Annotated in this window: 14 protein-coding genes and 1 tRNA gene; 7 read left to right on the forward strand and 8 right to left on the reverse strand. The window is 58.5% G+C overall.

Annotated elements, in window-relative coordinates:
• Window positions 1–47 precede the first annotated feature (47 nt).
• Window positions 48–716, forward strand: coding sequence for a 7-cyano-7-deazaguanine/7-aminomethyl-7-deazaguanine transporter (locus tag ACWF8S_RS09365; protein ID WP_447553058.1), 669 nt, complete (start codon window positions 48–50; stop codon window positions 714–716).
• Window positions 717–817: 101 nt separating this feature from the next.
• Entirely contained in the window at window positions 818–1630 is an 813-nt protein-coding gene (locus ACWF8S_RS09370; RefSeq protein WP_447553059.1) for an alpha/beta fold hydrolase, read from the forward strand.
• Here the strand turns inward: ACWF8S_RS09370 and ACWF8S_RS09375 are convergent.
• Both ACWF8S_RS09375 and ACWF8S_RS09380 read right to left on the reverse strand, forming a co-directional pair.
• Window positions 1627–3012, reverse strand: coding sequence for an exonuclease domain-containing protein (locus ACWF8S_RS09375; protein ID WP_447553060.1), 1386 nt, complete (start codon window positions 3010–3012; stop codon window positions 1627–1629). The genes ACWF8S_RS09370 and ACWF8S_RS09375 overlap by 4 nt on opposite strands.
• Window positions 3013–3034: 22 nt before the next feature.
• Window positions 3035–4189 (reverse strand): ABC transporter substrate-binding protein, encoded by a 1155-nt coding sequence (locus ACWF8S_RS09380; protein WP_447553061.1) that lies wholly within the window; start codon window positions 4187–4189, stop codon window positions 3035–3037.
• Between the two features lie 204 nt (window positions 4190–4393).
• Between ACWF8S_RS09380 and ACWF8S_RS09385 the strand changes: the two genes are divergently transcribed.
• Both ACWF8S_RS09385 and ACWF8S_RS09390 read left to right on the forward strand, forming a co-directional pair.
• Window positions 4394–6100: a potassium/proton antiporter gene (locus tag ACWF8S_RS09385; RefSeq protein WP_447553062.1), complete on the forward strand. Its 1707-nt coding sequence runs from the start codon at window positions 4394–4396 to the stop codon at window positions 6098–6100.
• Between the two features lie 57 nt (window positions 6101–6157).
• Window positions 6158–6248, forward strand: a tRNA-Ser gene (locus ACWF8S_RS09390).
• A gap of 111 nt (window positions 6249–6359) precedes the next feature.
• Here the strand turns inward: ACWF8S_RS09390 and ACWF8S_RS09395 are convergent.
• A complete protein-coding gene (locus ACWF8S_RS09395; protein WP_447553063.1) occupies window positions 6360–8279 on the reverse strand; it encodes a propionyl-CoA synthetase in 1920 nt (639 codons plus the stop codon).
• Window positions 8280–8588: 309 nt separating this feature from the next.
• On the opposite strand from ACWF8S_RS09395, the gene ACWF8S_RS09400 reads away from it, so the two are divergent.
• Window positions 8589–8909: an ArsR/SmtB family transcription factor gene (locus tag ACWF8S_RS09400; protein ID WP_447553064.1), complete on the forward strand. Its 321-nt coding sequence runs from the start codon at window positions 8589–8591 to the stop codon at window positions 8907–8909.
• 56 nt (window positions 8910–8965) lie between these two features.
• Here ACWF8S_RS09400 and sohB read toward each other — a convergent pair whose 3' ends face one another.
• Window positions 8966–10009, reverse strand: a complete 1044-nt coding sequence (sohB, locus tag ACWF8S_RS09405) for a protease SohB (protein ID WP_447553065.1) — start codon at window positions 10007–10009, stop codon at window positions 8966–8968.
• Window positions 10010–10204: 195 nt separating this feature from the next.
• Here sohB and ACWF8S_RS09410 point away from each other — a divergent pair, with 195 nt between their 5' ends.
• The gene (locus ACWF8S_RS09410) at window positions 10205–10516 is read left to right on the forward strand and encodes an SCP2 sterol-binding domain-containing protein (RefSeq protein ID WP_447553066.1); all 312 of its coding nucleotides are present in this window, start codon (window positions 10205–10207) and stop codon (window positions 10514–10516) included.
• 12 nt (window positions 10517–10528) lie between these two features.
• Here ACWF8S_RS09410 and nudC read toward each other — a convergent pair whose 3' ends face one another.
• From nudC to ACWF8S_RS09430, 4 genes are read right to left on the reverse strand one after another with little or no spacing between them, the layout of a single operon-like run.
• Window positions 10529–11308, reverse strand: a complete 780-nt coding sequence (gene nudC, locus ACWF8S_RS09415) for an NAD(+) diphosphatase (protein WP_447553067.1) — start codon at window positions 11306–11308, stop codon at window positions 10529–10531.
• Window positions 11301–12038 carry a DNA polymerase III subunit epsilon gene (gene dnaQ, locus ACWF8S_RS09420; RefSeq protein ID WP_447553068.1) on the reverse strand — a complete coding sequence of 246 codons (738 nt, stop codon included), beginning with the start codon at window positions 12036–12038 and terminating at the stop codon, window positions 11301–11303. Before dnaQ ends, nudC begins: the two co-directional genes overlap by 8 nt.
• Complete coding sequence (gene rnhA, locus ACWF8S_RS09425) at window positions 12026–12499, reverse strand: ribonuclease HI (RefSeq protein WP_447553069.1); 474 nt, start codon at window positions 12497–12499, stop codon at window positions 12026–12028. The genes dnaQ and rnhA overlap by 13 nt, the downstream gene beginning before the upstream one ends.
• Window positions 12492–13289 carry a class I SAM-dependent methyltransferase gene (locus ACWF8S_RS09430; RefSeq protein ID WP_447553070.1) on the reverse strand — a complete coding sequence of 266 codons (798 nt, stop codon included), beginning with the start codon at window positions 13287–13289 and terminating at the stop codon, window positions 12492–12494. The genes rnhA and ACWF8S_RS09430 overlap by 8 nt, the downstream gene beginning before the upstream one ends.
• A gap of 95 nt (window positions 13290–13384) precedes the next feature.
• On the opposite strand from ACWF8S_RS09430, the gene gloB reads away from it, so the two are divergent.
• Window positions 13385–14152, forward strand: a complete 768-nt coding sequence (gene gloB, locus ACWF8S_RS09435; protein ID WP_447553071.1) for a hydroxyacylglutathione hydrolase — start codon at window positions 13385–13387, stop codon at window positions 14150–14152.
• Window positions 14153–14166 lie beyond the last annotated feature (14 nt).

The following is a 14166-nucleotide window of genomic DNA, read 5'->3' on the forward strand; positions in this document are numbered from 1 at the left end:
GAATGGAGGGTTCCCTAACCCCTTGTGCTATTGAAAAAGGCCAACACATGTTTGCACTAACCGATACCCAGCACCGACGTTGTCTGACGGTGATGGTGCTCTTTCATATAGGCATCATTGCCGCCAGCAACTATCTGGTCCAGCTTCCCTTTACGCTTTTCGGGTTTCACACGACCTGGGGCGCATTCAGCTTTCCTTTCATATTCCTGGCCACCGACCTGACCGTGCGTCTGTTCGGCAAGGGGCCGGCGCGCTCGATTATTCTAAGGGTCATGTTCCCGGCACTGGCCATCTCCTACGTGGTCTCGGTCATCTTTCCCCAAGGCAGCTTTGCAGGCATCGATGCCCTCGGCGAATGGAATCTGTTTGTCGCTCGTATCGCACTGGCAAGCTTTCTCGCCTACTTCATAGGCCAGCTACTGGACGTGCAGGTGTTTGATCGGCTGCGCCAGTGGTCCTGGTGGGTGGCGCCGGTCTGCTCGACGGTTCTGGGCAATCTGGCCGATACGTTCGCCTTTTTCTTCACGGCCTTCCACCATAGCCCGGATCCATTCATGGCCGCCCATTGGGTGGAAATCGCCGCGGTGGACTATGCCATCAAGCTGGCCATCAGTTTATTGTTCTTCCTTCCGCTTTATGGGCTGCTTCTTGCCTGGCTTACCCGAAAGCTGATGGTCTGGACGGGACAGACCGATACCGCACCACGCACCGCTTGAACCGGGCCTTTTGATCGTGGTGGATCCTCGTCAGAGCAAAGATCCTGAAACGAGACGTGAAGCCGAATTCTTGAAGCAGATTACTTGAACAAGGAGCAGCAATGAGCAGCGTCTCCCCGATCGATCTTCATTTTATCGATGCCGCCGATTCCGACATAGATGCATCGAAAACGCCCCTGGTCGTGCTGCATGGCCTTCTGGGCAGCGCTGACAACTGGCGCTCCCACGTGAAGGTGTGGCAACGTACACGTCGGGTGATCGTCGTGGATCTTCGCAACCACGGCCGCTCGCCTCACGCCGAGGGCATGGATTACACCACCCTGAGCGGGGATGTCGTGGAGCTTCTGAAAAAGCAAAACGTCGAGCGCGCGCATATACTGGGCCACTCGATGGGCGGCAAGGTGGCGATCAGCCTTGCTCGCCTGGCCCCGGAACTCACGGCCACGCTTATCGTGGGGGATATTGCTCCGGTCAGTTACCAGCACGGTCATGACGATGTATTCAGTGCCCTCGACGCCGTACGCAGCGCCCGCCCCACCAGTCGACGCGACGCGGATGCGGTGATGGCCGAGCACGTCAGCGCCCGCCCTACCCGGCTTTTTCTAGCCACCAACCTGGTGCGCAACGAAGACGGCGTAATGACGCTTCGCGTCGGCCTGGACGAAATTCAAAAGGGCTATGACGACGTTATCGGCCAGCCCGCCGGCACCAGCCCTTTCGAAGGTCCCACTCTTGTACTGCGCGGCGTGAATTCTCACTATGTGACGGACGACATGATGCCCGAGCTCAAGAACGTGTTGCCCAAGGCCCGAGTAGTCACCTTGAAAGAAGCCGGTCACTGGCTTCATGCCGACCAGCCCGAGGCGTTTCAGGAAGCGGTGAACGCCTTTATCAGCGCGCACGATGAGTCCTAGAGCGGCGTAATGGTAAGGTGGTGTTCTTCGGGGCTTCGCAGAAAGCGGTTGAGAATCTTGTAGGTATCCACGTCAAACTGGGGCGACTGATGACTCAGCCGCTTGGCTTTCGCCAAGGTATCAGCGCTGCCCAGATAGCACCAGTGATCCACAGAGTGATAAGCCGAGCGCCGCGTTTGCGGGTTTTTCTCACGGATGATGATCTTGTTCGGCCAGGGCCAGGCACTGACCTTCAAGCGCTTCAGCACGTGCTGGGCCCGTGCGGTATGCGCGTCCAGGGGCTCTTTACCACAGCATGCCCCCAGGCACTTCCCCAACTGGTTGGCAAAGCAGCGCCCCTTGCCCTTTTCAAGACCCAGTACCTGCGGGCAAAGCTTGTGTTCTTCAATCATCGTCCGAAAGGACTCCTTGGCCTCCCGGGCGTTACGAAAAAGACCGAAGCGTTGGCCAGGCTTTGCGCTGCTCAGCACCGCACTTCCTGCAAGAACCGGTGCATGTTCACCGTCTGGCCAGTACCAGGTTTTCAGCCGACCCTGGCGGCGTAGCTGGCGATTCATTATTGGCATCAACGCCTTGATCAGCTGCGCTTCACGTAGCTGCGCGCCCAGATCACCGGCCGTTTCCTCCCACTCGACATGCTGAATCTGCTGCAGCATGCGCATGGCCTTGTCGTCCTGATGGTCACGCAGAAAGTGACTCTTCACCCGGTTTTTCAGATTGACGCTCTTGCCTACATACAGCGGCAACCGGTTGTGGCCGTAGAACAGATATACGCCGGGGGCGGCGGGCAGCCCGGCAAGCGTCTGGCTATCCAGATGCGCCGGCAGGTTCTTGTGCTGTTTTTCCTCCTGGGTGGCCGCTTGCCAGACACTGGACTCGAAGCGTTGCTGCCAGGTTTGCCACAATGTCCAGAGCGCTTCTGCGTCGGCCTCGGCGCGGTGGCCGCGGCCCGCTTCGATATCAAAGCGCTTCAACAGCGCCTGTAGGTTATGATGACGCTGATCGGGTTCGAGCCTTCGCGATATGCGCAGTGTACACATGATGGCCGGCCGATAATCCAGCCCGGCACGCTTGAACGCGTTGCGCAGGAAACTGTAGTCAAAGCGGGCATTGTGGGCGACCAGACAGCTATCGCCCAGCCAGGCCTTGAACTCCTCGGCGACGACCTCGAACGACGGCGCATCGACGACCATATCGTCGTGAATACCGGTCAGCTGTGAAATGAAGGGAGGAATGCTGATACCTGGATTGATGAAACTCACCCAACGATCGACGATCTGCCCATCGACCACCTTCAACGCGGCGATTTCGGTAATAAGATCGCGGGTGGCGCGGGTACCGGTGGTTTCAACATCGATAAACGTCAACGCGTGTTCGCTCATGACACTCCGTTTTAAGGTTGTCTCACTCCTGCAGCAAGTGAGGGTCAGTGGCCAGCCGCGAGATAGGCAGCACTTGCTCGGTGATGCCTCGTTTCAGCAGATAGGCCTCGAAGTCCTGATAACGGCGGGTATTCACTGCCGCCGGACTCAGCGATATGCGTCTCAAGAGTTCTTCCCAGCCGGTCTGGTTCACCGCGTTATCCAGGATGGGGTGACGCTCGACCAACAGCGTCCAGGCGGCCTGCGGGTTTTCGATCATCCAGTGACTCGCTTTTTCCACGGCCATCATGAACCGTGACCAGGTTTGCCCGTTTTGCGCCAGCGATTGGCTGTTGGCCACGATGATCACGCCATCGTGGCCAGGAATATCGATCTCGTCATAACGGATAACGTGACTTTCGATACCTTCAGGGGCCAGTTCGTCGGGCAACGAGTGATAGTAGCCATCGGCGATCACGTCGACCTCGCCTCTCACCACGGCGGCGGCGGCATCAAAGTGCACGTTGACAGGTGCAGCGAAATCGTCGGTTTGGCGCAGGGAGAGAGGAATCAACCGCTCGGCGACCACATTCGCTCCTTCGTAAGTCGAAAAGCCATAGCGCAGCCCGGCCAGTGAAGCGATATCGTCGCTGCGGGGCGGGGAACCGGTAACGATCACCGCATTCAACGGCGTTTCTACCAGCGTACCGATACGAATCAGGGGTTCACCGGCATGTACCTGCAGGTGAAGCATGGGTTCACGGGTCAGCGCAAGATCCACCTCTTCGGCAACGAGCAGCTTCAGGGGAATCGTAGGATCGGCCGGACTCTGCAACTCCACGGAAAGCCCCTGCTCCAGGAAAAGTTCTCGCTCCTGGGCAATCAAGAGTGCTGCATGCTGGGGGCTCAGGTACCAGTCCAGCATGACCAGAAGCTCCTTCAGCGGGGGTGGGTCCAGCGGGGGCGGCAACGCCAGTGCCGTGGAGGGTACGGGCTCAGGCTCGGGCGCTAGCTGGGGTGCCTGCGACACCTCATCGACCTGTTCCGGTTCGGATGAATCGACGGTATCGGTCTCCAGCGTCCAGAGCCCCTCCAGGTTGATGACGTCGCTTTCCAGGGTTGACGCACTGCTGTCTGTCGCGTTCTCGCTTGCCTGGTTTTCGTTTGCATAAATGATTGAATATGAAAACAATAGCAAAAATATCAGCACCTGCGGTAAACGCCTGCGCTTTTGCATCACCCAGTGTGACATCACTACACACTCCCAAATCGTAAAGGCGGAGTGTAGCGGTAGGTCGGCGATCGTGACCAGCCCCTTGATGGGCATAAAGGCATCAGCGGCGCAGTAAATTGCCCGGGGGCGTGCAATAATAGGGCCGCATTGATGTAGAGACGGAGAGACATGGACGCACTTTATACCTTTTTTTTGATCGGCGGCGCGCTCATGACGCTGAGCATTCTGGCGAGCCGACTTTCATCAATCTTTGGTGTACCGCTGCTGCTGATATTTCTGGGCCTTGGCATGCTGGCGGGCGAGGAAGGGTTGCTTGGCCTGGTCTTCGACGACTATTCCATGGCGTTCACCATTGGCCACCTGGCCCTGGCGATGATACTGCTCGATGGCGGCCTGCGCACCCGGCTCAAGACCTTTCGGGTGGGCTTCAAGCCCGCTCTGTCTCTGGCCACCGCCGGGGTCTTCATCACCAGCGCCATTGTCGGCGTCATCGCCATGTGGGTATTCAACCTCACCCTGATTCAGGGGCTGCTGGTGGGCGCGATTGTCGGCTCGACCGATGCCGCGGCGGTATTTTCCATGCTCAGCGGGCGTGGGGTGAACCTCAACGAACGGGTAGGTGCCACTCTGGAGATCGAGTCCGGCACCAACGACCCGATGGCGATCTTTTTAACCTTGATGCTGGTCGAGCTGCTGGTAGGTGATATCGGCGGCTATCTTGAAACGCTCGTTTTCTTTCTCTCGCAGTTCGGCATCGGCCTGATTGTCGGCCTGGGCGGCGGCTGGCTCAGCGCCAAGCTTCTGCGTTGGCTCGACCTGGCGCCCGGGCTCTATGCCATGCTGGCGCTGGCACTCGGGTTCAGCGTATTCGGGCTCACCAGTGTCCTGGGCGGCAGCGGCTTTCTCGCCATCTACCTGGCCGGTCTGATGATCGGCAACCAGCCGGGGCGCCACCTCAACTTCATCCTTCCCGTTCACGATGGTCTTGCCTGGCTAAGCCAGATCGGGCTTTTTCTGGTGCTTGGGCTTCTGGTCACTCCCAGCCAGCTTTGGGAAGTCATCCTGCCCGCCGGGCTGGTGGCCCTGGCGCTGATCTTTATTGCTCGCCCCCTGGCGGTATTGATCACGATCAAGCCGTTTTTCAAATTCCGCTGGCGGGAAACGTTCTTTATTGCCTGGGTCGGCCTGCGCGGCGCCGTGCCGATCGTGCTGGCGATCTTCCCGGTGATCGGCGGTGTGGAGAACGCCTCGCTCTACTTCAACGTGGCCTTTGCGGTCGTGCTGATGTCGCTTCTCATCCAGGGGGGCTCACTGACGCTGGTGGCGCGCTGGCTGAAGGTGGAAGTTCCCACACGGACCACGCCCAACCGGCGCGGGCCGCTAGGCATTCTGCCGGACAACGATTTCGAGATGTTCGTCTACAACGTCGAGAACGAAGACCTGGAAGACGTCCCGATCCGACTGCTGCGGTTTCCCTCCGGAGCGCTCATCTCCGCCCTCTTTCGCAACCATGTCATGCTTCACCCCAAGGGTAATACGCGACTGAAAATGGGCGACGTCATCTGCGTGATTGGCCGCTCGGAAGATCTGACCGCACTGAATCGCCTTTTCAACGGCGACGCCAAGCTCAAGCAGGAGCGCGCGTTCTTCGGTACCTTCACCCTGGATGGCAACGGCTATATGCAGGATATCGCCCAGGCGTATGGGCTGACGCTCAGCCCAGGCGAGCAGGAAATGAGCCTGGCCGAATTTATCTCGCTGCGAGTCGGCGGCCACCCGGTCGTCGGAGACGACGTGGATTGGCACGGCATTCACTGGGTCGTCAGTGAAATGCAGGGGGGCAATATTACTCGCGTGGGGCTCAGGCTCTACTAATTTTACCAAAGGCGTTGACTTCCAAGGAAAAGGTGGTAGTATACGCACCCATAAGCCGGAGGGATGGCAGAGCGGTTGAATGCACCGGTCTTGAAAACCGGCATAGGTTAATAGCCTATCCAGGGTTCGAATCCCTGTCCCTCCGCCACCTTATCAAAAAGGCCCTGACTTTCAGTCAGGGCCTTTTTGCGTTATAGACCAGGTCACGTTAAGAATGAATCGCGTTACAGCCTGTGCGATTCATGCTGAATCGACGAGGCTACCCGAGCAGTTTAGCCTGCCCGGCGTTGCCGACGTGGTATTGGCACATGGCAGTATGCACCTCTTCCAGGCTGGTGGGGTCGTCGATGGTGGAGGGAACGCCAAAGGACTTGCCATCCGCCATGCTGCGCATGAGCTTGCGGAGGATCTTGCCCGAGCGGGTCTTGGGCAGCCGATTGACCACCAGCACCTGCTTGAAGCAGGCTACCGGGCCGATAGCATCGCGCACGCGCTGGATCAGCTCGGCTTCCAGCTTGAGCTCGTCGCCATCGAAGCCATCCTTGGGAATCACCAGGCCTAGCGGGAGCTGACCTTTCAGCTCATCGTGAATACCGATCACCGCGCACTCGGCGACCGCCGGGTGGCCGCCTATCACTTCTTCCATTTCGCCAGTGGAGAGTCGATGGCCTGCCACGTTGATCACGTCATCGGTGCGCCCCATGATGAACAGATAGCCATCCTCGTCAAAATAACCGCCATCTCCTGTCAGGTAGTAGCCGGGAAAAGCCGCCATGTAGGCACTGTGAAAGCGTTGCGGGTCCTGCCAGATACCGGCCAGACAGCCCGGAGGCAGCGGCTGCTTGATGACCACGCTTCCCTCCTGCATCGGCCCGGTACGGGCGCCGTCACGATCGATGATGGCCACGTTGAATCCGGGTACCGGGTAAGTCGCCGAACCCGCCTTGATAGGTGAAAGCTCGATGCCCGGCAGATTGGCGGCGATGGGCCAACCGGTTTCGGTCTGCCACCAATGATCGATGATGGGTACATCGAGCACGTCGTTCAGCCAATGAAAGGTGGGCGGGTCGAGGCGCTCGCCGGCAACGAACACGTACTTCAGGCTGGCGATATTGTAGCGGCTCAACTGGCCCGCCTCGGGATCCTCTTTCTTGATCGCGCGAAAGGCGGTCGGCGCTGTAAAGAAGCTCTTGACGCCATACTCTTCGATGATCCGCCAGAAGCTTCCTGCATCCGGCGTTCTTACAGGCTTGCCCTCGTAGACCACACTGGTACACCCTCGCAGCAGTGGCGCATACACGATATAGGAGTGCCCCACCACCCAACCCACATCCGAGGCAGTAAAGCAGACATCCCCGGGCGCAAGGTCGTAAACCACCTCCATCGAGTAGGCAAGCGCCACGGCATAGCCGCCAGTGTCGCGTACCACACCCTTGGGCTTGCCGGTGGTACCGGAGGTATAGAGGATATAAAGCGGATGAGTCGCACTTACAGGCACACACGGGGCAAAGACGCCGCTTTCTTCGAGCTCTTGCCAGTCGTGTTCGCCTTCGGTGAGCGTCGCCCGCTGAGTATCGCGCTGGAAAATCACCAGCGCGTCTGGCTTGAAGCTGCTTTGTGACAGTGCCTTATCCACGATGGGCTTGTAAGGCAGCACGGTATCGACCTCGACACCGCAGGAGGCAGCAATCACCACCCTGGGCTGAGCGTCCTCGATGCGCAGCGCCAGCTCATGAGGCGCGAACCCGCCAAACACCACCGAGTGGATGGCTCCCAGACGCGCGCAGGCGTACATCGCAATAATCGCTTCCGGCACCATGGGCATGTAAATCACCACTCGATCGCCCTTCGTCACGCCCAGTTTTTCCAGCCCACCGGCAAAGTGGGCCACGCGATCACGCAATACGCGATAGGTAAGCGTCTGGCGGGAGCGGGTGACCGGGGAGTCCCAGTGGATTGCGGGCTGCTCCCCGCGACCTTCGTCCACATGATGGTCAAGCGCGGCATGACAGATATTGAGTGTGCCATCTTCAAACCAGCGTGCAGAGTGCTGATCATCATGGTCAAGAATAGCGGTGGGAAAGCGATACCAGGGTATACGCGAAGCCTGGTCGCGCCAGAAGGTCTCGGGGGATTCGATAGCGGACTGGTAGGTAGCGTGGTAATGGCTCATGGTCACCTTGTCATTATTATGTTAGCGATCAACCTCTATTGTTGACAGCTTACCTACAAAATCGCCTTACCGCGGTCATACTATGGGCTAACCTACGATCAATGCGCTATTTCAATGAGCGATTGTCTACAAAGTCGAGCAACTGCACCATTGATTAAACGTTAAACCGAGGCTTGGACAAGCTTCGCTAAATTAACGAATATTGATCAACCCATTTTAAACGGCTGATACTGCCAGACACTCAATTCACCGCCACCGCGATTCAATAATCAACAAGTACAAGACGCTATTCATCGTTTCGGCAAGGAGAACACCATGTCTACTCCCTCAAGCGCCGCCTCGCGATTACTTGAGCATAATGGCCAGGCATTGGAAGCGGGCACGTTGCTGCTCAAAGCCCTCGCCAATGAAAAACGCCTGCAAATACTGTGTCTACTGACTGAAAAAGAGTTGTCGGTCACGCAAATCAATCAGCAGCTCGAACTGAGCCAGTCCGCCCTTTCCCAACATCTCGCCATTCTTCGGCGAGACGGGCTGGTGCAGACGCGTCGCGCATCGCAGACTATTTATTATTCCCTCAGCAGCGAGAGCGCCAAGGCCGTTCTGGCAGCCTTGGCGCATCATTACGCGGCATAACCGGCGTACTGGAAGTAAGGCTTGCGCGTCAGCAAGACTTCGTGTGAAAGCGATACTCAGCGGCGATGCCAGCCCGTGGCTTCGATGGCGCCAAGCGCCTTGGTCACTGCCTGTTCGACCCCGGCAGATGCTGCCATACCCATGCGACGACCAATCGTCCTGGGCGGCTCGAGCTTCACACTGAAGACATCGGCTTCGGCCATACGCTCCACCAGATACGCCTCACTGGTACCCACGCTGTCCACCAGATGCTGGTCGAGTGCCTCGCTGCCGTACCAGATCTCGCCGGTCGCCAATTGATCGATATCCATGCCGGGGCGGTGCTCTGCCACATAGCGTTTAAAGAGACGATGCGTATTTTCAAGATCATCGATGAACTTGGCGCGCCCCTCTTCGGTGTTTTCGCCCAGCACGGTCAATGTGCGCTTGTAGCGCCCGGCCGTCAGTAGCTCGACATCGATATCGTGGCGTTTTAACAGACGATGAACATTGGGCACCTGGGCGACCACGCCGATAGAGCCGATCACCGCAAAGGGAGCAGCCTTTATATGGTGCGCGGTACACGCCATCATATAGCCACCGCTGGCAGCTACCTTATCGATACATACCGTGGTGGTCACGCCTGCCTCGCGAAGCCGGTCCAGTTGCGCGGCGGCCAGACCATAAGCATGTACCAGCCCCCCTGCGGACTCCAGGCGTACCACCACTTCGTCGCTCGGGCTGGCTATATTGATGACTGCCGACACCTCCTGGGCAAACTGCTCGGTCTGGGAGGCCTTGATATCTCCATGAAACGTCAGCACCCACACTCTTTGCATGTCAGCCGTAGTGTCCGGTTTCCTGGCGAGTTTCTGGCGTTGTTTCTCCTCACGACGAAAGTGCTTGATCAGCCTTTTACGCCCACCCTGGGCGGTAGCGGTGACTTTGAGACGACGGTCCCGAGCGCGACGCTGCTCGTTGAGTGATTCGACGTGAAGCGTCAAGCTGCGCTCGCTGCCGCGTTTGCCGCGCATCAACAAGAACCCCGCCAGCACCAGCAGCAGCGTCAGAATAATACTCTGGATCAGGAAGGTGCCTAGTTCTGCCATCCATTCACTCATTTGCACTCTCCTTTGTGACCGACACGATAGCGAACTGGAAAGCGCCGGTCGCCTTTGGTCGACGATCGATGTACGCCTGCTTGATTAAAACGGATGTTTTAAATAGGCTCTTGGCTAGTCTAGCCGTTTATTCTCATCTTATAGTGCAAATGCGCTATTTACTTTTTTAAATACACACGCCACAGGAAGCAATTGATGTCTTCAACCACGTTTGAAAAACTCGAAGCGCGCTTCGACCCTGAAGCTGCTAAAGGCATGGATGAGGTTTTCCAGTTTCATTTTTCCGACGAGCAGAGCCACTACCTGCACGTTCAGGACGGCACGCTGGATATCCAGCAGGGCGAGCATGACGACCCCTCCGTCACGCTCAGCACCAGCACCGAGACGCTCAAAGGCATCATGAACGGCGAGATCAACGGCATGACAGCCTTCATGACCGGCAAGCTGAAAGCAACGGGCAATGTCATGCTGGCTACCAAGCTGACAAGCCTCTTCCCGAGCAACTAGCCATCTGCCCATCTAGCGAACGTTGGCCAGATGGGTTTCGATAAGCTCCCGCGAGATCGAGTAGGTGGGCGGGAGCGTCGGGAGTTTACGCGGTGAAAACCAGGCAGCATCGCTGATCTCGACACCATCGATATAGATGCGCCGGGTGGTGGCCTCAGCAAAGTAGCCAAGCATCAACGAGTGTGGAAAAGGCCACGCCTGGCTCTGGTGATAGCGTAGGTTGTCGATATGCACGCCCACCTCCTCGAACACTTCGCGGTGCACCGCCTCTTCGGCAGACTCTCCCGGCTCGATGAATCCCGCCAGCGTCGAGTAGCGCCCCGCCGGAAAGCGTGGGCTTCTCGCCAGAAGCATCGCCTCGCCGCTGGTGACCAGCGTGATGATGCAAGGCGAGATACGCGGATAGTTACGGTGCCCACAAACATGACAGTGCATGGCGAACTCATGGACCAGCCGTGTCGCCTCGGCGCCGCACCGCCCGCAAAAGCGGTGATTTTCCAACCACGCCCCCACCTGCAGCGCGGTAGAAAGCAGACTGAACCACCCACTCGAAAGCTGACCCAGCCACTGACGCCCATCGATCCAATGCGTTTCGGGTTCGCGCTGGATTAAAAGCGCCACCGGCTCGTCCTGCCAGTAGCAAAGCGGTTGCATGTCCGGCGTCCAGGGCTGAAAGGGCTGTAGCGGCGTCAGCGTACCATCGCCGGCTTCCAGGCCGGGTGCCAGCTGGCTTTTCGAGAGACGAATGACCCGCCCTTCCTGCACATTCCTGGGTATTTCTCTTTTAAGCATCCTGGGAGGCACCTTCTTGCCAGCGAAGGCCATGGCTTTGACATTTGGCGCTGTGAGCCGCCTCTTCTTCCTCATTGGGACGAATGACTCTGAGCTGACCGGGGGTCAGTGAAAGACGCTGAATCGAGAGACCTTCGCTTGCCTGCGCTTTCTCTTCTTGTCGGGAGGAGGTATCCGCGTCCAGGGTGAGCGCCGTCTGCCCGCCGGTCATCGCCAGGTAGACATCGGCGAGAATCTCGGCGTCCAGCAAGGCGCCGTGAAGTACCCGGTGGCCATTATCGATATCGTAGCGCTTGCACAGCGCATCCAGGCTGTTGCGCTGGCCCGGATGCATCTGGCGCGCCATGGTCAATGTATCCAGTACGCGACAGTGCTCGCGAACGGGTCCCAACCCCGGGCCCTGGCGGCGCTTGTTGGCCAGGTTCAGCTCATAATCGATAAACCCCACATCAAAGGGGGCATTATGGATGACAAGCTCTGCCCCTTTGATGAACTCCCAGAACGCATCGGCAATTTCTGCAAATACCGGCTCGTTGGCCACACGTTCGTTATCGATGCCGTGAACCGCCACGACCTCGGCACCGATATGACGCTCGGGATTGATGTACTGATGGTAGGTGCGCCCGGTCAAGCGGCGGTTGACCATTTCCACGGCACCAATTTCCACCATGCGATGACCCTCTTTCGTTTCGATACCGGTGGTTTCCGTATCCAGTATTACTTGGCGCATGGTGTACTCCTTTGATGCTCATCGATGGCTTCGTTGGCAAGTGCGTCGGCTTTTTCGTTGCCGGGATGGCCACTGTGCCCTTTCACCCAGTGCCACTCGATCGAATGGCGCTGGGTCTCTTCGTGAAGCGTCTTCCATAGCTCGGCATTCTTGACTGGCTGCTTGGCGGCGGTTTTCCAGCCGCGCTTGACCCAGTTATGAATCCATTGGGTGATGCCCTGACGCACGTACTGTGAGTCGGTCCAGAGCTCGACCTTGCAGGCCTTGTTCAGCGTGCGAAGTGCCATGATGGCGGCCATCAGCTCCATACGGTTGTTGGTGGTCCGGGCCTCGAACCCTTTCAGGGTCTTCTCGTGCTGACCGCTTGCAAGCACTGCCCCCCAGCCCCCCGGCCCCGGGTTTCCTCGACAGGCACCATCGGTGTAGACCACGACACGGGGCTCATTGTCTTGCTTAGTCACGCTGACTTTCCTTTGAAATACGGGATGGCGATATGAATGGCGTCAAGCGCGCCCGAGCGCGGGTGGCTTTGAGTGATGAAGGCGAGGCCTTGGCGGGCAGCTTGAACGTTACCCGCTCGATCGGGGCCAGTCGCTCCCGGCGACGCGCCTGAATCATGTAGCTCTGCCCCAAAGGCAGGTTGTGACGCCGCCCCCAGGCCTCCCACCGCTCGCCACAGGGCGCGCTCATACGGCCACGAAAACAGCAGTAGTCTACGCGCTCCACCTCGAAATCCACAAACGCCAGCCAATCACGAAGTCGGTTTACGCTTCGCCAGGTGCCACTGAAGGGGAACGGGGCGTTCTCACCCTGACGTCGCTTTAAAAGCCCGTTGAACGTCAGCGGGTTGAAGCCGAAAAGCACCAGCACGCCGTGGTCGTTGGTGACCCGGGCGGCTTCTTTCAAGGTGAAGTGGGCATCCGGCAACTGTTCCAGCCAGTGGTGAATCACGACGGTATCCAGACAGCGGTCGGGAAGGGGAAAGCGGTCCGCCGGGCACACCAGGGTGGAGGGCGACTCGGCAAGCGCCGCCGTCGGCGCCCAGCGCAGCCGATGAGGAATTTGCGACATGGTCATCAGTGAGCGGCCCATGCTCATTTCAAGACAGTGGCGACCGCGGCGATTCTCCACCACCGGCCCCAGGCAGGCGCGCTGAACGTCCCAGAGCGAACGCCCAGCCTCGGTCTGCCAGTAAGACTGGCTTTGGGCCATGCGTCTGGCAAGCTCGGGGCCCATTGAGGAATTTGACATGAACCGCGCTTCCCTCCACAGTAGCGACTTTTTTACATGGCGGTGCGCGTATTCCGGCACACGCAGTAGCGTCTGAACGTTAAAGGATCTCGCCCATGATGAGCGTGACACCGATTCCCGCCCTTAGCGACAACTATATCTGGTTGCTCAGACAGGATACTACCCAAAACGTTTGTGTAGTCGACCCCGGTGAGGCGGCGCCGGTCATCGAGCTTCTGGAGCGTGAGGGCCTGACCCTTGCCACGATCTTGATCACCCATCACCATAATGATCATACCGGCGGCGTGAAAGAGCTGAAAAAACGTTACGCTCCCCATGTGATCGGCCCGGCCAACTCGACCATCGATGGTATCGACGAGACGGTGGGCCACGGTGACGAAGTACGCGTGATGGGCCGGCTGTTCGAAGTGATTGCCACCCCCGGCCATACCCTGGACCACATCAGTTACTTCGCTGCGGGCATTCCGGCTTTGCTGTTTTGTGGTGACACGCTGTTTTGCGCAGGCTGTGGGCGCTTGTTCGAAGGAGAGCCCCAGCAGATGCTGGCCTCACTGAATGCCCTGGCACAGCTGCCCGAAGATACACTGGTCTTTGCCGGGCACGAATACACCCAGGCCAACCTCACCTTCGCCCGGGCGGCGGACCCGGACAATGACACGCTTGTCCAGGCACTGGATGAGTGCGAGAAAGCGCGTGCGCTGGATCGCCCCACTCTCCCCAGCACCATTGGGCGCGAGCTCAGCATCAACCCCTATCTACGCGTGGCCACCGAAAGCGTGCGCCAGGCTGCGGGAACCCAAGGCCCGAATGGTGACGACCTGGCAACGTTCACGACGCTGCGCGAGTGGAAAAACCGTTTCTAACGCCTTTATTCAAA

The sequence above is a fragment of the Vreelandella xerophytica genome (genome assembly GCF_968048975.1).

Bases quoted from the DNA above. Each gene is read 5' to 3' on its own strand.
- ACWF8S_RS09365 (WP_447553058.1), top strand. From the start codon at position 48: ATGTTTGCACTAACCGATACCCAGCACCGACGTTGTCTGACGGTGATG.
- ACWF8S_RS09370 (WP_447553059.1), top strand. From the start codon at position 818: ATGAGCAGCGTCTCCCCGATCGATCTTCATTTTATCGATGCCGCCGAT.
- ACWF8S_RS09375 (WP_447553060.1), bottom strand. From the start codon at position 3,012: ATGAGCGAACACGCGTTGACGTTTATCGATGTTGAAACCACCGGTACC.
- ACWF8S_RS09385 (WP_447553062.1), top strand. From the start codon at position 4,394: ATGGACGCACTTTATACCTTTTTTTTGATCGGCGGCGCGCTCATGACG.
- ACWF8S_RS09400 (WP_447553064.1), top strand. From the start codon at position 8,589: ATGTCTACTCCCTCAAGCGCCGCCTCGCGATTACTTGAGCATAATGGC.
- sohB (WP_447553065.1), bottom strand. From the start codon at position 10,009: ATGAGTGAATGGATGGCAGAACTAGGCACCTTCCTGATCCAGAGTATT.
- ACWF8S_RS09410 (WP_447553066.1), top strand. From the start codon at position 10,205: ATGTCTTCAACCACGTTTGAAAAACTCGAAGCGCGCTTCGACCCTGAA.
- nudC (WP_447553067.1), bottom strand. From the start codon at position 11,308: ATGCTTAAAAGAGAAATACCCAGGAATGTGCAGGAAGGGCGGGTCATT.
- dnaQ (WP_447553068.1), bottom strand. From the start codon at position 12,038: ATGCGCCAAGTAATACTGGATACGGAAACCACCGGTATCGAAACGAAA.
- ACWF8S_RS09430 (WP_447553070.1), bottom strand. From the start codon at position 13,289: ATGTCAAATTCCTCAATGGGCCCCGAGCTTGCCAGACGCATGGCCCAA.
- gloB (WP_447553071.1), top strand. From the start codon at position 13,385: ATGATGAGCGTGACACCGATTCCCGCCCTTAGCGACAACTATATCTGG.